The sequence below is a fragment of the Luteimonas sp. RIT-PG2_3 genome (genome assembly GCF_054902115.1).
The window spans coordinates 238,597-261,099 of sequence record NZ_JBUBPF010000001.1 but is presented as its reverse complement, the minus strand read 5'-3'; the positions used below and the strand labels follow the sequence as shown (position 1 = coordinate 261,099).

Genomic DNA, 22,503 nt, shown 5'->3' with positions numbered 1-22,503 from the left:
CTCCCCGGTGAGAACGACGGCATGGTGGATCCCCGCTGCCAGGACGGATGCGCAAGGCAGCACGGGGAGCCTTTGAAGGGATGCGCGGGGGCGGGGTTTCCGCCAGTCGCCCGGACGGGCGGCTTCCACAAGGCAGGCCGTCGTCTTTTCTTGCACTGCCGATGGCGGAAAGTTCTCGTCCGCGCATCGTGTTCAATCAGGAAGCGCTGGAAACGGCATGCCGGGTCAGGGGCGGCGCAGGTGACAGAAGACGTGGGGCAAAGGCGCAGGCGGTGCAACGGCGCAGGCTGGGCAACAAAGTAGACGTGACAACGACGTGCGCCTTCGGCCGAACCGGCCGGGGCGATGCGGAATCCGGGGTGATGGGCCAATCAGCGGGGGGCGTGGAAACAGATGAGCGCACGTGCGCAATGGATCGCTGATCACATTCTTCCGCACGAGCCGGACCTGCGGGCATGGCTGCGACGACGCATGCCGCGCTCGTTCGAGCTCGACGACATCGTGCAGGAGACCTACGCGGTGCTGGCCGGGCTGGCCGAGGTGTCGCACATCACCGACCCCCGCGGCTATTTCTTCACCAGTGCGCAGTCGGTGGTGCTGCAGCAGGTACGGCGGGCGCAGGTGGTGTCGTTCGAGACGGTTGCCGAACTCGACAAGCTCGATGCCGCACGCGACGACTTCGACCCCGAGCGCCACGCGGTCGCCGGCGATGAATTGCGACGCATCGCCGCATTGATCCTCGCGTTGCCGGAGAAATGCCGGCAGGCCTTCGTGCTGCGCAAGGTGCATGGCCTGTCGCAGCGCGAGATCTCGGATCGCATGGGGATCAGCGAGAACACGGTCGAGAAGCACATCTGCAAGGGGTTGAGGGTGTTGACGGAGGAAATGAAGCACGGGGCTGGCCCCCTGCGACAAGGGAGCGTCGAAGCGTATGCACAACGGATCGAACACAATGAACAGCGCGGCGAATATTGACGACGTCGCGGCCGCCTGGGTCGCACGCGAGGACAGGGGCGCACTCGAGACCGATGCGCTGGCGGAGCGCGACCAGTGGCTGGCCGCCGACCCGCGCCACCGTGGCGCCTACATCCGTGCGCAGGCGGTGTTCCTGCGCGCGGGGCGGGCGAGTGCGCTGGGGCGCGGGTTCGGGCAGGAGCCGCGGCGCCAGGACCGGCGTGCGTCGCGCAGCGGCAGGTACCGTTGGCTGCGTTCGTTCGCGGTGGCGGCAGTGCTCGCGGTGGTCGCCTTCGGGCTGCGTCCGTTGCTGATGGAAAGTGCGGGGACGCACTACCGCACCGGCATCGGCCAGGTGTTGCGCGTGCCGCTGCAGGACGGCTCGGTGATGACGCTCAACTCGGATACCGAGGTCATGGTCCGCTATCGGCGCGACGAGCGCAGGGTGGAACTGTTGCGGGGCGAGACGCTGGTAACGGTCACCAAGGACGCGTCGCGACCGTTCCGGGTCAGGACCGGCACCGTCGACGTCGTCGCCGTAGGCACCAGCTTCAGCGTGCGCAAGGATGCGGGCGAGGCCTTCATGGTGCTGGTCAACGAGGGCATCGTCGACATCCGCAAGCCCGACAGCTTGATCGAGCCTGTGCGCGTGAGCGCCAACCATGCGGCCATTGCCAGCATCGACCGCCGGCTGCGGGTCGAGCCGTTGAGCGAGCACGAAACCCAGCGCCGCCTGATCTGGCGCGAAGGCTTCATCTCGTTCGAGGGCGAAACCCTTGGCGACGCCGCGATGGAGTTCTCGCGATACAGCGCGGTGCGCATCCTGATCGACGATCCGAATGTCGCCTCGCTGCGCGTGGTGGGCGTGTACTCGTCCGCCGATCCGGAAGGATTCGCGACCGCGGTCGCGGCGAGCCTGGGATTGCAAGTGGAAAAGGCGCCGGAGGGAGTGTACCTGCGCGCGTCATGGTGATCTGAACAAGGTGGGTTGCGGCAGCCGCGCTCGAGCCTCGTGGTCCGGATCGATGTCCTGAATTTGAACGACTTGAACATTACGGGGAACACCATATGAAGCGGAGCAAGATGGCGGCCAAGCTGTTGTGCCGATCGATCGCGTTGGCATTGTGCGCAGGCAGCGCGGCGATGGCCGCACCGGCCGTGGCCCAGGACAGGGCCTTCGACCTGAAGACCGCGGAGCTGCGGTCGGTGCTGCCCGAGTTCGGCCGACAGGCCGGACTGCAGATCGTCGCGCCCAACGAAGGCGTCGGCCATATCCGCACCAAGCCGATCAAGGGCACGCTGCCTCCGCGCGAAGTGCTGGCGATGCTGCTCGACGGCACTGGCATCTCCATCGCGTCCGACGACGGCCACACGATCGCGCTGCGGGCGTCGCTGCCGATGACGGCATCGCTGGGCGGCGTGTCGCACCGGAGCAACGCGGCGGCCATTGCGCCGGTCGTCAGCATGGCGATGCAGGCAGCGCCGGCGGCGGTGGCCAGCGAGCCCGTGCGCGCGCCGCAACCGCCGCGGGTGTCGACGCTCGACAAGGTCGAGGTCATCGGCACGCAGATCAAGCGCGCGGCCGCCTCGGAAACCCTGCTGCCCTCGCTCGGCATCCGCCCGGAGCAGATCGAGGCGACCGGCGCCGTCAACGGCGACGACCTTTACCGCTCGATCCCGCAGATGGGCGATGTCACGTTCCACAGCGGCAACGGCACCAGCAGCAGCAACTTCGCGCGTGGCGACATCTCCGGCGCCAACCTGCGCAACCTGGGGCCGGGCAATACGCTGCTGCTGATCAACGGCAGGCGCACCGTGCTGCACCCGACCAGCCAGGGCGACGAGAACGCGGTGCCGGTGTTCGCCTACAACGTCAACACCATCCCGGTGCCGGGCTTGGCCCGCGTCGACGTCCTGCTCAATGGCGCCTCGGCGATCTATGGCGCGGACGCCGTGGCCGGCGTGGTCAACAACGTGCTGCGCGACGACTACGACGGCGCTTCCATCAGCATGCAGTATGGCTTCGGCGAAGGCACGGGCCTGCGCGACCGCATGATCAGCGGTCTGTGGGGGCACAACTTCCACGACCTGCGCGGCAACGTCACGCTGGCATACACGCTGCAGGACAGCAGCGGGCTCGACTCGCAGGACCAGTGGTGGACGGCGACGCGCGATCGCCGGTTCGATTTCGTCGGCACCCGTTTCGAAGGCTATGGCAGCCTGAACCGCACGCTGGGCGGCTACTCGCGATTCGCCAACCTGACCGCGCTGCAGCCGGGTGGCGTCTCGCAGAACGGCGTCGCGTTGACCACCACGGCAGGGTTCTTCCATACCCAGCCCACGACCAATGCCGGCTGCATCGTCCAGCTGACCGCCGGGACCTGCATCGACGATGGCTCGCAGGACGTCGCCGGTGCCGATGCGAACCTGCGCTGGGATTCGCAGAAAGAATTCCCGTCCTCGTTCGACCCGGAATTCAACCGCGTCAACCTGTTCGCCACCTCCAAGTACGATTTCGACAACGGTATCGGCCTGTTCAGCGAGCTCGGCTACTACCGCTCGCGCTCGCACATGTGGCAGCCCACCGCCAGCAGCATCAGCGCGCAGGTGGCGATCGTCGCCGCCAGCAACTACTGGAACCCCTTCGGTGCGGTGACCCTGCCCAATGGCATGCCCAACCCGAATCGCCTTCCAGGCCTGAACGTCCCGGTCGAAGGTATCGACATCGCGATCCGCGGCATCAAGATGGAGCGCCCGACCATCGTCGACGTCGACCACAAGCAGTACCGCGCCCTGGTCGGACTGCGTGGCCTGCACTTCGGCTTCGACTGGGAGACCGCGCTGCTGTATTCGCAGGCCACCGCGACCGACAGCATGAACGCGATCAGCTCCACCGCGCTGGAACGCTCGATGGCGCTGTCGACGCCCGATGCCTACAACCCGTTCGCGACCAGCATCAACAGCGATGCGGTCATCGATTCGGTCACCTTCAATGCCGTGCGCGCGACCAAGAGCACGCTGGCGCTGTGGGACTTCAAGGCGTCGCGCCCGGACCTGTTCTCGATCCCGGCCGGCGACATCGGCCTCGCGACCGGCGTCGAAGTGCGTCGCGAAACCCAGCTCGACGACCGCGACCCGCGCGTCGACGGCTCCATCACCTGGAACAGCCGGTCCGGCGTGGCCTATCCGGGCGACATGTTCGGCGTCAGCCCGACCCCGGACACGTACGGCAAGCGTACCGTCAGCGGCGTCTATGCCGAGCTCTACCTGCCGCTGGTGTCGCCGGACTGGAACATCCCGTTCGTGCGCCGGCTGGACATGCAGATCGCCGGCCGCGCCGAGCACTACAGCGATTTCGGCAATGTCTCCAAGCCCAAGATCGCCATCGGCTGGGACATCCTGGACGGACTGAGCATCCGCGGTTCCTGGTCGAAGGCCTTCCGCGCGCCCAACCTCGAGCAGATGAATGCCGCGATGATCGTGCGCACCAACGGCCGCATCGATCCGCTGCTGTGCGAGGCCGACGTCCGCAACGGCAGCCTGGCGAACTTTGCCGCCTGCGCGATCAACTACGGCATTTCCGGCAACCGCATGGGCAATCCCGACCTGAAGCCGGAAACCTCCGACAACGTCAGCGGTGGCATCGTCTTCGAGCCGAAGTTCCTGCCCGAGTGGTTCGGCAAGCTGCGCATGTCGGTCGACTACTTCAAGTACGAGCAGGAAGGCATCATCGGCATGTACGGCGATACCAACCATCTCGCGCTCGACTACCTGCTGCGCGTGCAGGGCAGCTCCAACCCCGCCGTGGTCCGCGCGGCCCCCAACCCCGACGACATCGCGCGCTTCGCGGGAACCGGGTTGGCGCCCGTGGGCGAGGTGCTCTACCTGGAAGAGCAGTTCGTCAACCTGCTGCCGCAACGCGTGCGCGGCGTCGATTTCGCGGTGGACTGGCAGTCTCAGGAAACCGCCTTCGGCACCTTCAGCCTCGGCGTCAACGGCACCCGGCTCATCGAGTTCTACCGGGAGGTCTCGCCCGACGTGCAGGTGCTGGTCGATGCCCGCAACGCCGGCACCATCAATGCCGCGACCACCATCGTCGGCGGCGGCGACCTGCTGATGATCAACGGCAAGCCCAAGTGGAAGTGGACCGGCATCGCGACCTGGTCGATGGGCAATGTCCAGACCGGCCTGACCGCGCGCTACACCGGCAACTACTACGAGAACTTCCTGCGCGACAGCATCGGATACTACGAGCCGGGCTCCTCCACGTACTGGAACGGCCATATCAAGTACAGCTTCGACAACGGCGACGGCTGGTTGTCGGGGACCTCGATCAAGCTGGGCGTCAACAACATCGAGGGGCGTCGTCCGCCGATCTCCAGCGATACGCGCGGCTACCTGCCGCTGCTGTACACCGGCACGCCGCGCTACTGGTACGTCAACGTGACCAAGGAGTTCTGACGGTCGTCGGATCCACCGGCATCCGCAACCACCGTCCTGCAGCGCAGGACGGTGGCGCGCGATCCGTGCCACGCGCACAGCCCGCGCGCACGATTTTCTTGCAAGTCCTTCCTCCTGCGCCAGCTGCCATGCTCCCGACCCCGGAGAACACCATGATCCGCATCCTCCTGTCCGCATTGCTGGCGATCGCCGCATCCGCCGGCCTCGTCGCGCAGGCCGCGACACCCGTGGCACCTGCCGCCCAGGCAGGCCCGCGTCCATCCGAGGTCACCGCCCTGACCGGCGGGCCACTGAGCGCGCCCGATCCGCTGCCCAATGCGGCCAAGCTCGAAGCAGACCTCGCCGCCGCCCGTGAGGCCTTGCGCCAGCATCCCGACGATCCCGAAGCGCTGATCTGGGTCGGCCGGCGCCTGGGCTACCTGTGGCGCTACCGCGAATCGATCGATGCGTTCACGCAGGGCATCGAACGCTTTCCGGACGACGCCCGGTTCTATCGCCATCGAGGCCACCGCTACATCACCGTGCGCGACTTCCCTCGTGCGCAGGCCGATCTCGAGCGGGCCGCGGAGCTGATCGTGGGCAAGACCGACGAGATCGAACCCGATGGCATGCCCAACCGCGCCAACCAGCCGCGCACCACGCTCGCCTACAACACCTGGTACCACCTGGGCCTGGTGCATTACCTGCAAGGCGACTACGAAGGCGCGCTGGCGGCGTATCGCGAACTGCTCAAGACCGAGGCCGCGAACAACAACGATTCCATCGTCGCCGTCAGCGACTGGATGTGGATGAGCCTGATGCGGCTGGGGCGCAAGGACGAGGCGATGGCGTTGCTGGATCGCATCACCCCCGACATGCCGCTGCTGGAGAACGACAGCTATCACCGGCGGCTGCTGATGTACAAGGGCCTGGAAACGCCCGACCGCCTGCTCGATCCCGCGACCGCCGACGGCACCGACCTGGCCACCCAGGGCTACGGCGTGGCGAACTACTACCTGGTCACCGGCCAGCCCGACAAGGCCAGGGCTGTGCTCGACCGCATCGTGGCCGGCACCGCGTGGAACGCCTTCGGCTACATCGCCGCGGAAGCCGACCTGAGCCGCATGCAGTAGCGACCGCGCGCTACACGCCCAGGTAGATGTCGGCGCTGTTCTTGACCTCTTCCATGACCGCGTAGGTGCGGGTCTCGCGCACGCCGGGCAGCTGCCACAGCACGCGCCCGGCGATCTGGCGGTAGTCATCCATGTCCGAGGCGCGCAGCTTGATCAGGTAGTCGAAGCCGCCGGCGACCAGATGGCATTCCATGACCTCCGGCCGGTCCTTCACCGCCTGCTTGAACTCCTCCAGCGTGTGCGGCGTCGTGCGGTCGAGTTGCACCTCCACGAACACCAGCATGCCGGCGCCGAGCTTCTGCGGATTGAGCCGCGCGCGGTAGCCCAAGATGTAGCCGTCGGCGGTCAGCCGGCGCACCCGCTCCAGGGTCGCGGTCGGCGACAGGTGCACCGCCTCGGCCAGTTTGAGGTTGGTGATCCGCCCGTCCTGCTGCAGCAGGGAGAGGATCCTGCGGTCGGTGCGGTCCAGCGCCGTCGAAACTTCGCTCATGTCCGGGAATCCCTGCTGCTAACGGAGATTAATTCTACGGAATACCAAAGAAAATGGCAGATATCCACCACATCCCTGCGGATACCTGTCAATCATGCGCCTGCCAAACCCGTATCGCCCCGAGTCCGACGTCGTCTCCGGCCTGCTGTCCCGCGTGGAGGGCCTGGACTGGGCCAGTGCCAGTGCCGATGGCATCGGCTGGATCGGGCAGGTGCGCACGCAGAAGCCGTCGAGCTTCGCGATGGAGGCCCTGCTGCGCGAATACCCGCTGTCCAGCGCCGAGGGCCTGGCCCTGATGCGCCTGGCCGAGGCGCTGCTGCGCGTACCGGACGCCGAGACGGCGATGCTGCTGACCGCCGACCAGCTCTCGCGCGCCGATTTCTCCGGTGCCTCGCAGTCCTGGCTGGCCACGCTGTCGAGCCAGGCCATCGGCCTGTCCAAGAAGATGCTCGGCGAGGACGGCCAGAAGGCCGGCTTCTTCGCCAAGATGGGCGCCAAGGCCGTCGTCGCGACCACCGTGCGCGCGGTGCAGCTGATGGGCGGCCAGTTCGTCATGGGCGAGACCCTTGACGAGGCGCAGTCCGACGCCCGCAAGCAGCGCAAGGCGCGCAACAGCCTGCGCTTCTCCTACGACATGCTGGGCGAGGGCGCCCGCACCGAGCATGACGCCCAGGCCTACATGCGCAAGTACCACGCGGCGATCGCCGGCCTGGCCGCGCAGCGCGACCGCCGCGTGCCGCTGGAACAGGCCGACGGCGTCTCGATCAAGCTCTCGGCGATCGACGCCCGCTTCGAGGCCCTGCAGCCCGACCACGTCAATACCGTGCTGGTGCCGCGCGTGCTGGAGCTGGCGCGCGTCGCCGCCGATGCCGACATCAACCTGACCATCGACGCCGAGGAAAGCGAGCGCCTGGAAATCTCGCTGGACGTGTTCGAGACCGTCGCACGCGAGATCGCGGCCACCCATCCGACCTGGGCCGGCTTCGGCCTGGCGGTGCAGGCCTACCAGACCCGTGCGCTGGAGGTCATCGACGAAGTGGCCCGCATTGCACGCGCGCATGGCCAGCGCTTCATGGTGCGCCTGGTCAAGGGCGCCTATTGGGACTACGAGATCAAGCGCGCGCAGGAGCTTGGCCTGCAGGCGTTCCCGGTGTTCACCCATCGCCATCACACCGACCTGTCCTACCTGGCCTGCGCCCGCGCGATGCTGGCGGTGCCGGGGCAGATCTACCCGCAGTTCGCCGGCCACAACGCCGGCACCATCGCCGCCATCCTGCACATGGCGCGGACCGCTGGCGTGCCGTTCGAGCTGCAGCGCCTGCACGGCATGGGCGAGCCGGTGTATGCCGAAGCGCTCAAGCAGTACCCCGATGTCGGCTTGCGCATCTATGCGCCGGTCGGCCCGCACAAGGACCTGCTGGCCTACCTGGTGCGCCGCTTGCTGGAGAACGGCGCCAACTCCTCGTTCGTGCACCAGCTCACCGATGAAAGCGTCGCCCCGGCCGACCTGGTGCGCTCGCCGCTGTGGCTCGACGAGCGCAGTGGCGTGACCCTGCCGCTGGACATCCTCGACGACCGTCGCAACGCTGCCGGCACCGATCCGACCTGCAAGGCGCTGGCCGGGCCGCTGCTGGCCGCCTGGAACAGCACCCGCCTGGACGTGCCGGCCGACACCGCCGTGGCCGACATCGACGCCACCGTGACCCGCCTGCATGGCGGCCAGAAGGCCTGGAACGCGCTCGGCGTCGAGGCGCGCGCGGCCGTGCTCGACAAGGCCGCCGATGCACTCGAGCGCGATCTGGCGCAGTGGTGCGCGCTGATCGTGCGCGAAGGCCACCGCACCTGGGGCGACTCTATTTCCGAAGTGCGCGAAGCGGTCGACTTCTGCCGCTACTACGCCGCCGAGGCGCGCGGCCTGATGGCGCCGCGCACGCTGCGCGGCATCACCGGCGAGCGCAACCTCTATCGCCTGCGCGGTCGTGGCGTCTGGGTCTGCATCTCGCCGTGGAACTTCCCGCTGGCGATCTTCACCGGACAGGTGGTCGCGGCGCTGGTCACCGGCAATGCGGTGGCGGCCAAGCCGGCCGAGCAGACCCCGGGCGTGGCCGCGCGGATGATCGCGCTGCTGCACGAGTGCGGCGTGCCGCGCGATGTGCTGGCCGGCGTCTACGGTGCCGGCGAGACCGGCGCGGCGCTGGTCTCGCACCCGAAGATCGGCGGCGTCGCCTTCACCGGCTCGACCGCAGTGGCCAAGGCGATCGCACGCACGCTGGCCGGCAAGGACGGCCCGATCGTGCCGCTGATCGCCGAGACCGGTGGCATCAACGCGATGATCGTCGATGCGACCGCGTTGCCCGAGCAGGTGGTCGACGCAGTCGTGCAAAGCACCTTCCGCAGCGCAGGCCAGCGTTGCTCGGCCCTGCGCGTGCTGTGCGTACAGGACGACATCGCCGACGGCGTGCTGGAGATGCTGCGCGGTGCGATCGGCCTGCTGCGCGTGGGCGATCCCTCGCAGCTGTCGACCGACCTCGGCCCGGTCATCGACGCCGAAGCGCATGCCCGCCTGCAGCAGCAGATCGGCGTGCTCGAGCGCGAAGCCAAGCTGGTCGCACGCGCGCCGTTGCCCGAAGGCGCGGCGCAGACCCACTACATCGCGCCGGTCGCCTTCGAGATCGCCTCGGTCGCCCGCGCGGGCGAGGAAGTCTTCGGCCCGGTGCTGCAGGTCGTGCGCTGGAAGGGCGATGTCGGCGCCCTGGTCGAGCAGATCAACGCGCTGGGCTATGGCCTGACCCTGGGCGTGCAGACGCGCATCGACTCGCGCGCCGATGCCATCGCCGAGGCCGCCCACGCCGGCAACGTCTACGTCAACCGCAACATGATCGGTGCGGTGGTCGGCGTGCAGCCCTTCGGCGGCGAAGGCCTGTCGGGCACCGGGCCGAAGGCCGGCGGCCCGCTGTACCTGACGCGCTTCTGCGCCGAGTCCTCGGTCAGCATCAACACGGCTGCGGCCGGCGGCGACGTCGAACTGATGATGGCGGCCCACTAAGCCGGTGCAGGCCAGGCCGGCGCAAGCCGGCCATCCCGCGCCCCGGCCCTCGTGCCGGGGTCTGCGGGCCGCGTGAATGCGGGCAACGGGCAGCGCGAGGGTAGGCTGCGCGACCGTGTTCCCCCATCCAGGGAAGCTGCGTCGAACGGGGGCGCGGATTCCTCCAATCGATTTCACGCCGGCCATCGGGTAGCGTGTCCTCCTGCATCCAGCGGGAGGGGCGCTCCACGGCGGCGTGATGGACAGTGCATTCGAGACATGGTTCCAGCGCGAGATCCTGCCCCATGAGGCAGCACTCGTGCGTTTCCTGTCGCGCAAATGGGTCCATCCCAGCGAAGTCCACGACATCCGCCACGACATCTACATCCGGGTGATCGAGGCCGCCGAGCGCAAACTCCCGCATTCACCGCGTGCGTTCCTGTTCGACGTCGCCCGCAAGCTGCTGGTCGACCGCGTGCGCCGCGAGCGCATCGTGTCGTTCGACCTGCTGGCCGACGTCGACAGCCTGAACGTGCTGATCGACGAGCTCTCGCCCGAGCGCCAGGCCGCGGGGCGCGAGCAGATGCATCGGCTCGCCACGCTGTTCCGGCGGTTGCCATTGCGATGTCGGCAGGTGGTGTGGATGCGGCGGATCGAAGAGCTTCCGCAGAAAGAGATTGCCCGGCGCCTCGGTATTGCCGAAGCGACGGTGGAGAAGCACCTGATGCGCGGCATCGGCCTGCTGGCCGACGCGTTGTACGGTGGCGCGGTCGGCAGACAGGATGCCGGGGATATGTGGAACAGGATCGGGTTCAGTCGTGGCAAGTAGGCAACAAGACGAGCAGGAAGCGACCGCCTGGCTGCTGCGGCAGGATGGCGGCCCGTGGACGGCGGACGATGCATGCGCATTCGAGGCATGGCTGGCGCAGTCCGCCGGTCATCGCGCGGCGTATTACCGGTTCAAGGGTGCCTGGCAGGAAGCCGGGCGGCTTGGCGCTTTGCTCGGGCCCAGCGTGGCCCAGCGCGGTGGCGTGGACGCCGCACTCGCGATCGATGCGGACGCCGACCTCGATGTTGATGCCGATGCTGACGTCGATGCGGGCGCCCGTCCGCACGGACAGGTGGCCGCCAAGTCTCCGCGCCGCCGGGTGCCGGTGCTGGCGATCGCCGCCAGCCTCGCCTGCGCCGTTGGTCTGGCGGCACTGACCTATCGCCTGCTGCCGCCACCGTCCAATGTCTACGCCACGCGCGTGGGCGCGATGGAAACCGTGGCACTGTCGGACGGCTCGCGGCTCACGCTCAATACCGACAGCCAGCTGCGCATCGACATGGACGCCAGCGACCGTCGCGTGCGCCTGCGCCAGGGCGAAGCCTTCTTCGAAGTGGCCAAGGATCCGTCCAGGCCGTTCGTGGTCGAGGCCGGCGACAAGCGCATCATCGCGGTCGGCACCGCGTTCTCGGTGCGCCGCAACGGCGACGACGTGCGCGTGGTGGTCTCCGAGGGTCGCGTCCGCGTCGAGACCGTCGGGCGCCGGGCCGGCGCGACCCCGGCACCGCTGCTGGATGCCGGCATGGTCGCCAGCACCCAGGGCGAGGCCGTGCTGGTGCAGAGCCGCTCCGAACGCGAGATCGCGCAGAACCTGAGTTGGCGCACCGGCCAGCTGGTGTTCCGCGATACACCGATGGCCGAGGCCGTCGCCGAGTTCAACCGCTACAACACCCGCAAGCTGGTCATCGAGGATGCCGCGGTCGACGACCTGCGCATCGGCGGCATCTTCCGCGCCAACCAGCTCGATGCCTTCGTCAGCCTGGTCCAGCAGGGTTTCCCGGTGCAGGCGCGCACCGAGGACGACCGTATCGTGCTGGCGTCGCGCAAATGAGTTGCCGGAAACGCCGCCTTCGTTCGACCTGAAGATCAAGGGCCCCTGCGCGGGCCGGTCGCGGGGAACGCCATGCACGCACGCCATCACCCTTCATCCGCTGCGATTGCGCTGATCGCACCGATCGCCGTAGCGATGACGGCAACATCGTCGCTGCTGGCGGTTGGGCATCACGACGCTGCCGCACCCGGTCTCCACGCGGACAAGGAACGACGCGCATGCAGGTGACGCGCAGGACGTTGTTGAAGGCCGCGCCCGCCGCGATGCTGGCGTATGCGTCGCGGGGAACGGCAGCCGCGCTGTCGCGCCCGGGCGACCTGCTGGACCTGTCGGCGGTCGAACTGGCGGCCGCGATCCACGCGCGCAGCGTCTCCGCGCGCGAGCTGATGCAGGCCTACCTGGCGCGGGTCTCCGCGCTCAATCCACGCTTCAATGCCATCGTCTCGGCGGTCGCGTCGGAGCAACTGCTGCAACAGGCGGCCGCGCAGGATGCCGACGCCGCGAAAGGCCGCTTCCATGGCGCGCTGCACGGCATCCCGCATGCGGTCAAGGACACCGCGCCGGTGCAGGGCATCCTCAGCACGCAAGGCTCGCCATTGCTGCGCGACAACGTGCCGGCCGCCGATTCGCTGGTGGTGTCACGCATGCGCGGCGCCGGCCTGATCTTCACCGGCAAGACCAACGTGCCAGAGTTCGCACTGGGTTCGCACAGCTACAACCCGCTGTTCGGCGTGACCCACAATGCCTACGCGCCGGGCAAGTCGGCGGGCGGCAGCTCGGGCGGCAGCGCGGTGGCCCTGGCCCTGCGGATGACCCCGCTCGGCGATGGCAGCGACTTCGGCGGATCGCTGCGCAACCCCGCGGGCTGGAACAACGTCTTCGGCTTCCGCCCCTCGTTCGGGCGCGTGCCCTCGGCGCCGTCGACGGATGTCTTCGGCCAGACCTACGCGACCTCCGGCCCGATGGCGCGCAACGTCGATGACCTTGCCCTGATGCTGTCGATCCAGGCCGGTGCCGATCCGCGCGCACCGTTCGCGCTGAAGGATGACCCAGCGATCTTCGCCCGACCGCTGGCGCGTGACTGGAAGCACGCACGCATCGGCTGGCTGGGCGATCTCGGTGGCGCATTGCCGATGGAAGACGGCGTGATCGCGACCTGCGAACAGGCTCTGTCCGCGTTCCGCGCGATCGGCATGCAGGTTGATGTCGCAACGCTGGACGAGCCGGCCGATGCGATGTGGCGCACGGCGGTCACGCTCCGTCATCTGTCGGTGGGGGCCGACCTGCGCAACTTTGCCGCCGACCCCGCGCGGCGCGCGCAGATGAAGCCCGAGGCGCTGTGGGAAGTCGATGGCTTCAATGCCCTGACCGCCGCGGCGATCACCGAGGCCCAGGCCGGGCGCACGCGCATCTTCGAGGCGTTCCGCAAGGCGTTCACGCAGTTTGATTTCCTGCTGCTGCCGACCGCGCAGGTGTTCCCGTTCGACGTCGACGTGCACTGGCCCACCGAGATCGCCGGCCGCCAGATGGACAGCTATCACCGCTGGATGGAAGTGACGCTGCCGGCAACGATGGCCGGCCTGCCGGCGCTGGCGGTGCCCGCCGGCTTCGGCGGCGCGCAGCGCCTGCCGATGGGGCTGCAGATCATCGGCCCGATGCATGCCGATCTTGCGGTGCTGCAGCTCGCGCATGCCTATGAACGGGCATCGCCGTGGATCGGCACCAGCCTGCCGGAGGCGCTGGTCGCATTGCGCGGCTGAGCGCGACGTCGCCCGCAGACGGAACGCGAGCGACGTACAAGGCAGGGCAGTGTGCAATGCGCTGGCCTTGGTTCGAGTGCCTGATTGGAATCACCGCGCGCGTATGTCGTGCGCGGCGACAGCTTGCCCGTGCCGCGTGCGTGCGATCGCGCGGGGATGAACACGACTGCGCGGGTGGTTGCTCGCGCCGGTGCATCGGTCATGCCCGAGGCCGTGGTCGAAAAATCCCTTAACATGGCTGCGATTGTCGCGATCCATGGCGTGCCTGGCCATGCGTGTCGTCCGCAAAGCCGGGTCGCAGTGCCTAGCGGCGACAGTGTCGTGCGGCGCAAGCACGACAGCACGATCTGCGGAATATCGAATCGGGTTACCGGAAACGGCGCGCTCGTTCGATCCCGTAATCAGCGGCCTACCACCGGGCCGGTCACGGGGAAGCTTAATGCCACGTTCGAATCGCTTTCGATCCAGCCTGATGGCCGCCGCCATCGTCGCAGTCCTCTCGTTGCCGGTGATCCCGGCAGCCGTCGCCGCCGAGCCCAAACCGGTCGAGGTGGCAGCAGGCGACCTGGTCGAAGCCCTCGAAGCGCTGGCGCGACAGTTCGGCGTCAATGCCATCTATCCGTCCGAACAGCTGCGCGGCCTGCGCACCCAGGGTGTCAGCGGCGTGCTCGAGACGCGCGAAGCCTTCGAGAAACTGCTCGAAGGCACCACGCTCAATGTCACCGAAGAAGATGGCTCGGTGCTGATCAGCCTGCCGCGCCAGGTGCCCGCTGCGACCCCGGCCGTGCCGGGTGCCGCCCGTCGCGATCCCTCGGCGACCACGCTCGACACCGTGCAGGTCACCGGTTCGTCGTCGCGCCTGGATCGTCCCGGCTTCGATGCGCCCACGCCGACCACCACGTTGACCGCGCAGGAGTTGAGCATCGGTGCGCGCAGCAATATCGCTGCAGCGCTGAATGACCTGCCGCAGTTTCGCGCCGGCGTGTCGCCACAGACCACAGGCACCAACACCAGCGCAGGTTCCGCGCCGGTCGACCTGCGCGCGCTGGGCCCCAACCGCACCCTGGTGCTGCTCGACGGCCGCCGCTTTTCCAGCACCAACGATCTCAACACCATTCCCACGGTGATGGTCAAAGGCGCCGACATCGTCACCGGGGGCGCATCCGCAGCCTGGGGTTCGGGTGCGGTCAGCGGCGTGGTCAACATCGCCATCGACCGCAGCTTCACTGGGACGCGCCTGGGCGCGCAGTACGGCCTGTCCGACCAGGGTGACAGCAACGAGCGGCGCATCGAGGCGGCGTTCGGGCAGGAACTGTTCGGCGGCCGTGGCCACATGGTGGTGGGTGCCGAGTTCCTCGACAACGATGGCATCGTGCCGCGCTCGCGTCGCAGCGATGTCGCCGGCTGGGCCACGCTGTCGGACGGACAGGGCCGGTTCGTACTGACGCACGGCGTCAGCATCGCCGATGCCGCCTATGGCGGCCTGATCCTCAACGGCTCGCTGCGCGGCAAGGAGTTCAATCCGGATGGTTCGCTGAGCGACTTCCAGTACGGGCGCGTGGTCGGCACCTCGATGGTCGGCGGTAACGGCCCGACCGCCGACAACTTCAGTCCATTGGTGACGCCCCAACGACGCTACAGCGCGATGGGGACCGCCTACTTCGACATCACCGAGGACACCCGGCTGACGCTCGATCTGCGCCACTCGCGGATGTACAACGACTATCCCTGGTTCGGCGACCACAACCGTGGCAGCTCGCGGCTGACGATCCGCGCCGACAACGCCTTCCTGTCGCAGGGCGTGCGTGATGCGCTCGCCGCCGCAGGCGAGACCACGTTCCAGATGGGGCGTTTCAATTCCGATTTCGCGTACGCGCGCATCGACTACCAGCGCAAGACCACCGAAGCCACGCTTGCGCTCGACGGCTATCTCGGCCAGGGCTGGAAGTGGAAGTCGTACTACACCCACGGCGAGTATCGCGAGGACATCCGCAACCCCGGCTTCCTGCTGCGCGACAACTATGCGCGCGCGGTGGACTCGGTGATCAGCCCGAGCTCCGGCCTGCCGGTCTGCCGCGTCGCATTGACCGACCCGACCACCAACTGCGTGCCGATCAACCTGTTCGGCAGCGGTTCGCCGTCGGCGGCGGCGATCGCCTACGTCACCGGCGCGCCCAGCCAGGAAGCCCTGACCAAGCTCGATGCCGGCGGCGTCAGTCTGCAGGGTGATCCCTGGTCGTTGCCGGCCGGCGACGTCTCCGTGGCGATGGGCCTGGAAGCCCGTCGCGAATGGCAGCAGACCCATGCCGGCGTGCTCGATACCTCCGGTGCCTTCAGTACGTTCAAGCACGCCTCGATGTTCGGCACCTTCAACGTCAAGGAGGCCTTCGGTGAAATCCTGGTGCCGCTGGTCCGCGACGTGCCCGGCTTCAACAAGCTCGAACTCAACGCCGCCGCGCGCCTGAGCGACTACGACACCACCGGCTCGATCTGGTCGTGGAAGCTCGGTGCCACCAATGAGATCGTGCCGGGCCTGCGCGCGCGAGCCACGCGCTCGCGTGACATCCGTTCGGCCAACCTCACCGAGCTGTTCACTACCGCCACCACCGGCTGGAATGGCCTGGCCGATCCGGTGACCGGGCAGAACGTCACCGCCCTGGTCATCGGCGGCGGCAATCCCAACCTGCGCCCGGAAGAAGCCGACACCACGACCTTCGGCATCACCTATACACCGGGCTTCGTCGAAGGCCTTGACCTGTCCATCGACTACTTCAACATCACCATCAACGACGTGATCATGTCGCTGGGCGTGCAGGAAGTCGTCAACCGCTGCTTTCGCGGTAACCAGGCGCTGTGCGGCCAGATCACCCGCGATGCCAACAACAACATCGAACGCGTGATGTCGACGCCGGTCAACCTGGCCGAATACAAGACCGATGGAATCGATGCCGAGATCCTCTACACCATGCGCGCCGACAGGCTGTTCCCGTCCGCGAGTGGCAGGCTGCAGTGGCGCACGCTGGCGACCTGGATCAACAATCTGACCACCGATGACGGCGAGGTCAAGCTGGGCTACATCGGTTCGCAGGGCTCGGCCTTCGCCGGTCCGGGTATCCCGCGGCTGCGCGTGGTCAACAACATCGCCTACCGCGGCGACACTTTCGGCATGAACCTGCGTGCGCGTTACATCTCGGCCGGCAAGTTCAACGCGGCCGTCGACATCGTCAACAACGACATCGGCAGCTATACCTACTTCGACCTTGGCTTCAATGCCCGCATCGCCAGCTTCGCCGGCTCCGATCTCGAGATCTTCTCCAACATCAGCAACCTGCTCGACAAGCAGCCGCCGGCATCGTCGGCGTTCTCGGCGTATTACGACGTCGTGGGCCGCTACTACTCCATCGGTGCGCGCCTCACGTTCTGAGGCATTGATGCCTGCGATCCATGGATTCCCGGGGCGGCCTCGCGGCCGCAGGGCCGCTGGCCCACCCGGGAATGCCGGCCCTCCTTCCACGCGCCACCACGAGACCACCATGCCCAGACTTCGCGCGATCCTTGCGGGCGGCCTTGCCTGCCTGTTGCTGCTGAGCAGCGTTGCCCATGCCAGCGAGCAGACACCTGTCCAGCCCGCCCAGTCCGTTCGCGACGCGCTGGACTACTACGCCGACTGGGTCGGCTTTCGCCAGCAGTACCTGCGCGTGCCTGGTGTCCAGCTCGCGGTCCGCATCGACGGCAAGGAAGTGCTGGCCAGGTCCTATGGATTAGCCGACGTCGAGCACGGCACCCCGCTGACCAACGCCCACCTGTTTCGCGTCGCCTCGCATTCCAAGAGCTACACCGCGGTCGCGGTGATGCAACTAGTCGAAAGCGGCAAGCTGCGCCTCGACGATACCACCGGACAATGGCTGCCGTGGTTGAAGGCGTCGGGATCGACCCTGGCTGACGCCAGCGTGCGCGAGCTGCTGTCGCATGCCAGCGGCGTGATCCGCGATGGCCACGAGAGCGACTTCTGGCAACTGGGCAAGGTGTTTCCCGATCGCGACAGCCTGCGCGATGAACTGCTGGCGCAGACCGCCGCCGTGATCCCCGCCAACCAGCGCTTCAAGTATTCCAACGTCGGCTACAGTCTGCTCGGCCTGGTGATGGAAGCCGCCAGCGGCCAGTCCTATGGCGACCTGCTGCAGCAGGCCGTCGTCGACAAGCTCGGCCTGCGCAATACCGGACCCGATCTCGACCGCAGCCGCCTCGGCGAATTCGCCACCGGCTACACCGGCCTTGGCTATTCACCCACGCGCGTGCCGTTCGATCACATCGATACCGGCGCGATGGCCGCGGCCACCGGCTTCTATGCCACCGCCAGCGACCTGTCGGACTTCTTCTCCGCGCTCGCGCTCGGCGACAACCGCCTGCTCAGCGATGCCTCCAAGCGCCGCATGCAGCAACCGCTGTGGGCCAACGGCGACGGCCGCAGCCACTACGGCCTGGGCATGGCGATCAGCAAGATCGGTGATCGCACCCTGGTCGGACACAGCGGTGGCTTCCCGGGCTTCATCACCATGACCCTGGTCGATCCTCAGGCGCGCATCACCGTGTCGGCGCTGACCAATGCCATCGACGGGCCGGCCGGGCAGTTGGCCCAGGGTGCCTTCCACCTGATCAACCTGGCCGCCAAGCCGCCGGTGGCGAATGCACCGTCGCCCGAGCGCCTGCGCCGCTTCACAGGACGCTACGCCACCTATTTTTCGGTTGTCGACATCGTCGTCCTGGGCGGACGCCTGTACATGATTTCGCCGACGTCGGCGGACCCCGCATCCGGTGCAACCCCACTGGCCTATGTCGACGAACAGACACTGCGCGTCGATGGCGGCAACGGTGGCAGCTATGGCGAGCCGGTGGCCTTCAGCTTCGACCGCGCCGGCGCCGTGACCTCGATGCGCCTGGGCAGCAAGTACGTCCCGCTGCGCGACTTCAAGCTGCCGGACCGCGTACGGTTGGCGCCGTAGTTCGCGATGGGCCGGGGCACATCGCATCCGCATCGCAGGTGTCGATCGGCGCGACGCGCTGGCCGTGTCCATGCCTGCGATGACACAAGTGCATGAATGCGACCGCGTGCCGGCACTCGCCGTATTCAGCGCCAATCGCAATCCGGCCTGCGCGTGGAACGTTCCATGCCAGCGCATGCGCACCGGCATTGAAACGGATCGACCTGCCCTGTCTTCGCTCCAGGGCATCACACCCTCGACACTCGACGTGATCCATGTTCGCGGCCCCGGCAACGACACCTGCCGGGAATTCCATCCACCCTGACAGGAGCGCAGACATGGCGATCACCAACTTGGAAGAACTGTTCGTGCACGAACTTTCCGACATCCATAGCGCAGAGCGGCAAATGACCAAGGCGCTGCCGCGGCTTGCCCGCGCAGCGGACAATCCTGCACTCAAGGATGGATTCGAGACGCACCTGGAGGAAACCCACGGGCAGATCGAACGGCTGGACAAGGTCGTCAGCATGCTGGGCATCAAGCTCAAGCGCATCAAATGCGCCGCGATGGAAGGCCTGGTCGAAGAGGGCAAGGAGATCATCGAGTCGATCGAGCAGGGCGCGATTCGCGACGCCGCGCTGATTGGCGGCGCGCAGAAGGTCGAACATTATGAGATTGCCGCCTATGGCACCTTGGCTGCGCTGGCCAAGCAACTGGGATACAAGGATGCGCTCCCGTTGCTGATCGAGACCTTGAACGAGGAAAAGGCGACCGACGCCAAGCTCACCCGGTTGGCGGAAGGTGGCGGTAACCAGAGGGCCGCTGCAGCCTGACGGTGGTTGTCATCGTCACCGCAGCCGCGGTGCGGTGATGCGGGCGGGGTTCTCTTCCCGGAAGACGAATCCCGCTCGTCCGATACCTCGCACGATCTGTCCTGTGCGATCTGCCTTTGTTTGAGCGGGAGCAGTCATGGATCAGTTGATGGACCGCCTGTTCGATCTCGCCATGCCATGGTGGGAGTTCGTGATCCGTGCCGTGGCGGTCTATGTGGCGGTGCTGATCATGGTCAGGATCGTCGGCAAGCGCACGGTAGGCCAGTACACTCCGTTCGACCTGATCGTCGTCGTCCTGCTCGGAACGGCAGTGCAGAACTCCCTGATTGGCGAAGACCAGTCACTGCTGGGCGGTTTGATCCTGGCCGCGACCTTGCTGTCGCTGAACTGGGGGGTGGGATTCCTGTCGGCAAGGAGTCGGCGGTTCGACCGGCTTGTGGAGAGACATTCGATCGTCCTTGCCCGCGATGGCATCGTCGATCAGGATCAGTTGCGGCGCCAGTCGATCAGTGAAGAAGACTTCCGTGCCGCCTGCCGCTCCGGTGATTGTTGCGAGCATTCGGAGATCGCGTTGGCCATCCTCGAAAGCTCGGGAAACATCACCGTCATCAAGCGACCCCAGCGAGCGGAAGGAGCAGCGTCATGAGCAGGCAGCCGGACCTAGGCTGATCCGATGAAAAGCGGCACCTGTAATGGGCAGTCGGTCAGTCCTGATCGACGCCTGACGAATCGACCGCGACGTGCCGATGGCCCGCCAGCGACGCGATGACGTCCAGCAGGTCGGGTGCCACGGGAGGATGCAGTGTGAAAAGCGGGACGCCTTCGATGTAGAGCACCTTGCCGTGAAGATCCACGCCTTCGCCCAGCAGCAGTTCGCGTCCTTCGGAGTCCTTCAGAAGCCGGCCCATCGTGATCGCTCCGCTCTACGGAATGCCAACATACCTGTCATCTCGTTAAACGGCTGTCATCTCACACGCGCTGTGATGTGACGGCAGTCGTCTTTCGGGGCGACCGGAAGCGCGGCGGACGGATCATCCAGGCAGGGCGCACGACACGTCCCAGGCATCGCGCACGGCGTCATCGATGCTGACGATGCGGTCCAGCCGAAGGGTCTGGCCGTCGTCGAGCTGCATGTATTCCATGCCGTCCTTCGCAAACAGATCGAGGATGCGCGCAGCGACGACCTGTTCGCTGCCGCCTTCGTCGAGGTGGCGGAACGTGGCCACGCGACGACGTGTCGCGGTCGCTTCAAGCAGGTCGTGGAACTCGCAGTTGATGGGGACGTAGGTCGCGTTCATGGCGGATCACCGCTTGTGGTGGTGGGGGCAAGGCAAGCACCTTCGAATCCGGGCCCTTCGATTCCAGGCCGTGCCGGAGAAGCGCTGGCCGGTGGCAACCGGCCAGCGTGTTGCGTCCGATGTCAGCGCAGTTTGATGCCGGGGAAATCGACCGGCACTGCGAACGCGACATTGATGTAGTTCGTGAACAGGTTCAGGGCCACGTGCGCCAGGATCTCGACGATGGCTTCGTCATCGAAGCCGGCCGTGCGCAGCTGTGCGACGTCGGCGTCCTCGATCTGTCCGCGGCCTTCGACCACGCGCAGCGCGAAGCGCAATGCGGCAGCGCTCTTCGGGTCTTCGGATTCGCCGTCCTGCGCGGCGGTCATTTCCTGGCTGCTGGCGCCGGCCTTGCGGCCCAGCGCGGTGTGGGCCGCAAGGCAGTACTCGCAGGCATTGCGGTTGGCGATGGCCACGGCGATCTGCTCGCCGAGCCGGGTGGGAATGACGCCACCTCCCAGCGCGCCGAACGCGCCCCACATGCTCTTCAGCGCGGCGGTCGAGTTGGCAACAGCGCGGAACATGTTCGGGGTGACGCCGAAGGCGCCGTGGATCTGGCCGAGCAGGGCCTGCCGTTCTCCGGTCGTGTCGTTGCGGTCGATGAGGGGGACGCGGGCGAGGGTGGACATGAGTCGGGTTCCTGTTGAAGTACCGTCCGGGGTGGCCGGTTGAGAGTCATCATGGGCATCAGGCCTGGACGATAGGTGTCTATATGACGATAATTGTTGTCAATTCGTCCCGGAATTCTGCCGTGCCTGCCGACGCGGGGCTGCCACAGATCGATCGCCTGACGCCGGTGCTGGAGCGCTTTCGCGTGCAGGCATCGCTGTTCCATTCCGGCCCCCTGTGCGGCCACCAGGTCTTCGATGCCCGGCCCGGCCGGGGCTTCCTGCATGTGCTGCGGCGTGGCGAAATGGACATGCTCCATCGCGAAGGTGCGCGACTGGCGCGGACGCATCTCTCCGAGCCCACCCTGTTGCTGTTTCCAAGGGCGGTCCACCACGAGTTCATTAACCCGCCTGTCGACGGATCGGATTTCACCTGCGCCACGCTGGATTTCGATGGCGGTGCCCGCAATCCCATCGTCCAGTCGCTGCCCGATGTCATCGCCGTGCCGCTGGAGCGTATCGACGGATTGGCCGCGACGCTGGACCTGCTGTTCGCCGAGTCCGACCACGCGCGATGCGGCTCCAGGCTGCTGACCAACCGTCTGTTCGAAGTGGTGCTGATCCAGGTGCTGCGCTGGATCATCGACCACCCCGCCGAGGCGAACGTCTCGCAGGGCATGATGATGGGCCTCTCCGACTCCAGGCTCGCAAAGGCCTTGATGGCCGTGCACGCAGCGCCCGACGCCGACTGGACGCTCGAACGCATGGCGGCCAACGCCGGCATGTCGCGCAGCGCCTTTGCGTCGGCATTCAAGCACGCTACCGGCACCACGCCAGCCGCGTACTCGCTCGACTGGAAACTCAATGTCGCCGCGTCACTGCTGCGCGCGGGTCGACCGGTGAAGCAGGTCGCGCTGGATCTCGGATTTGCGGATGCACCGACATTCTCGCGGGCCTTCCGCAGGAGGACGGGAGCGTCGCCGCGGGAATGGTTGGCGTCGGGGCAAGGGGCGTGATGGCCCAGGCCGGGCCGTGATCCCGTGTTCCGCTAGAATTCCGGC

The 22,503-nt window shown here is 67.1% G+C and carries 18 protein-coding genes; 14 read left to right on the top strand and 4 right to left on the bottom strand.

The window, feature by feature from the left end:
* The first annotated feature begins 393 nt into the window (after window positions 1-393).
* The 4 genes from ACYX7E_RS01080 to ACYX7E_RS01065 all read left to right on the top strand — a co-directional run bounded on the left by ACYX7E_RS01080 (window position 394) and on the right by ACYX7E_RS01065 (window position 6,527).
* Window positions 394-975 (top strand): RNA polymerase sigma factor, encoded by a 582-nt coding sequence (locus ACYX7E_RS01080; protein WP_462078683.1) that lies wholly within the window; start codon window positions 394-396, stop codon window positions 973-975.
* Entirely contained in the window at window positions 953-1,927 is a 975-nt protein-coding gene (locus ACYX7E_RS01075) for a FecR family protein (protein WP_462078682.1), read from the top strand. The genes ACYX7E_RS01080 and ACYX7E_RS01075 overlap by 23 nt, the downstream gene beginning before the upstream one ends.
* 95 nt (window positions 1,928-2,022) lie before the next feature.
* A complete protein-coding gene (locus ACYX7E_RS01070) occupies window positions 2,023-5,415 on the top strand; it encodes a TonB-dependent receptor domain-containing protein (RefSeq protein ID WP_462078681.1) in 3,393 nt (1,130 codons plus the stop codon).
* A 152-nt stretch (window positions 5,416-5,567) separates the two neighbouring features.
* Window positions 5,568-6,527: a tetratricopeptide repeat protein gene (locus ACYX7E_RS01065; protein WP_462078680.1), complete on the top strand. Its 960-nt coding sequence runs from the start codon at window positions 5,568-5,570 to the stop codon at window positions 6,525-6,527.
* Window positions 6,528-6,537: 10 nt separating this feature from the next.
* Here ACYX7E_RS01065 and ACYX7E_RS01060 read toward each other — a convergent pair whose 3' ends face one another.
* A complete protein-coding gene (locus ACYX7E_RS01060; RefSeq protein ID WP_462078679.1) occupies window positions 6,538-7,017 on the bottom strand; it encodes an Lrp/AsnC ligand binding domain-containing protein in 480 nt (159 codons plus the stop codon).
* 94 nt (window positions 7,018-7,111) lie between these two features.
* Between ACYX7E_RS01060 and ACYX7E_RS01055 the strand changes: the two genes are divergently transcribed.
* The 9 genes from ACYX7E_RS01055 (at window position 7,112) to ACYX7E_RS01015 (ending at window position 20,143) form a co-directional block, all read left to right on the top strand.
* Window positions 7,112-10,063, top strand: coding sequence for an L-glutamate gamma-semialdehyde dehydrogenase (locus ACYX7E_RS01055; RefSeq protein ID WP_462078678.1), 2,952 nt, complete (start codon window positions 7,112-7,114; stop codon window positions 10,061-10,063).
* Window positions 10,064-10,301: 238 nt separating this feature from the next.
* Window positions 10,302-10,871, top strand: a complete 570-nt coding sequence (locus ACYX7E_RS01050) for an RNA polymerase sigma factor (RefSeq protein ID WP_462078677.1) — start codon at window positions 10,302-10,304, stop codon at window positions 10,869-10,871.
* Entirely contained in the window at window positions 10,861-11,922 is a 1,062-nt protein-coding gene (locus ACYX7E_RS01045) for a FecR family protein (RefSeq protein WP_462078676.1), read from the top strand. The genes ACYX7E_RS01050 and ACYX7E_RS01045 overlap by 11 nt, the downstream gene beginning before the upstream one ends.
* Before the next feature lie 218 nt (window positions 11,923-12,140).
* Window positions 12,141-13,682: an amidase gene (locus ACYX7E_RS01040; RefSeq protein WP_462078675.1), complete on the top strand. Its 1,542-nt coding sequence runs from the start codon at window positions 12,141-12,143 to the stop codon at window positions 13,680-13,682.
* 472 nt (window positions 13,683-14,154) lie between these two features.
* Window positions 14,155-17,106, top strand: a complete 2,952-nt coding sequence (locus tag ACYX7E_RS01035) for a TonB-dependent receptor (RefSeq protein WP_462078674.1) — start codon at window positions 14,155-14,157, stop codon at window positions 17,104-17,106.
* Between the two features lie 109 nt (window positions 17,107-17,215).
* Complete coding sequence (locus tag ACYX7E_RS01030; RefSeq protein WP_462078673.1) at window positions 17,216-18,685, top strand: serine hydrolase domain-containing protein; 1,470 nt, start codon at window positions 17,216-17,218, stop codon at window positions 18,683-18,685.
* Between the two features lie 70 nt (window positions 18,686-18,755).
* Window positions 18,756-18,989, top strand: a complete 234-nt coding sequence (locus ACYX7E_RS01025; protein WP_462078672.1) for a hypothetical protein — start codon at window positions 18,756-18,758, stop codon at window positions 18,987-18,989.
* 13 nt (window positions 18,990-19,002) lie between these two features.
* Window positions 19,003-19,497, top strand: coding sequence for a YciE/YciF ferroxidase family protein (locus ACYX7E_RS01020; protein WP_462078671.1), 495 nt, complete (start codon window positions 19,003-19,005; stop codon window positions 19,495-19,497).
* Window positions 19,498-19,645: 148 nt separating this feature from the next.
* On the top strand, window positions 19,646-20,143 hold the full coding sequence (locus tag ACYX7E_RS01015; protein WP_462079044.1) for a DUF421 domain-containing protein: 498 nt from the start codon (window positions 19,646-19,648) through the stop codon (window positions 20,141-20,143).
* A 58-nt stretch (window positions 20,144-20,201) separates the two neighbouring features.
* On the opposite strand, the gene ACYX7E_RS01010 is transcribed toward ACYX7E_RS01015, so the two are convergent.
* The 3 genes from ACYX7E_RS01010 to ACYX7E_RS01000 all read right to left on the bottom strand — a co-directional run bounded on the left by ACYX7E_RS01010 (window position 20,202) and on the right by ACYX7E_RS01000 (window position 21,463).
* A complete protein-coding gene (locus ACYX7E_RS01010) occupies window positions 20,202-20,405 on the bottom strand; it encodes a hypothetical protein (RefSeq protein WP_462078670.1) in 204 nt (67 codons plus the stop codon).
* Window positions 20,406-20,528: 123 nt separating this feature from the next.
* Window positions 20,529-20,795 (bottom strand): hypothetical protein, encoded by a 267-nt coding sequence (locus ACYX7E_RS01005; protein WP_462078669.1) that lies wholly within the window; start codon window positions 20,793-20,795, stop codon window positions 20,529-20,531.
* A gap of 122 nt (window positions 20,796-20,917) precedes the next feature.
* Window positions 20,918-21,463 carry a carboxymuconolactone decarboxylase family protein gene (locus ACYX7E_RS01000; RefSeq protein ID WP_462078668.1) on the bottom strand — a complete coding sequence of 182 codons (546 nt, stop codon included), beginning with the start codon at window positions 21,461-21,463 and terminating at the stop codon, window positions 20,918-20,920.
* 83 nt (window positions 21,464-21,546) lie between these two features.
* Here ACYX7E_RS01000 and ACYX7E_RS00995 point away from each other — a divergent pair, with 83 nt between their 5' ends.
* Entirely contained in the window at window positions 21,547-22,458 is a 912-nt protein-coding gene (locus ACYX7E_RS00995) for an AraC family transcriptional regulator (RefSeq protein ID WP_462079043.1), read from the top strand.
* The last annotated feature ends 45 nt before the right edge of the window (window positions 22,459-22,503 follow it).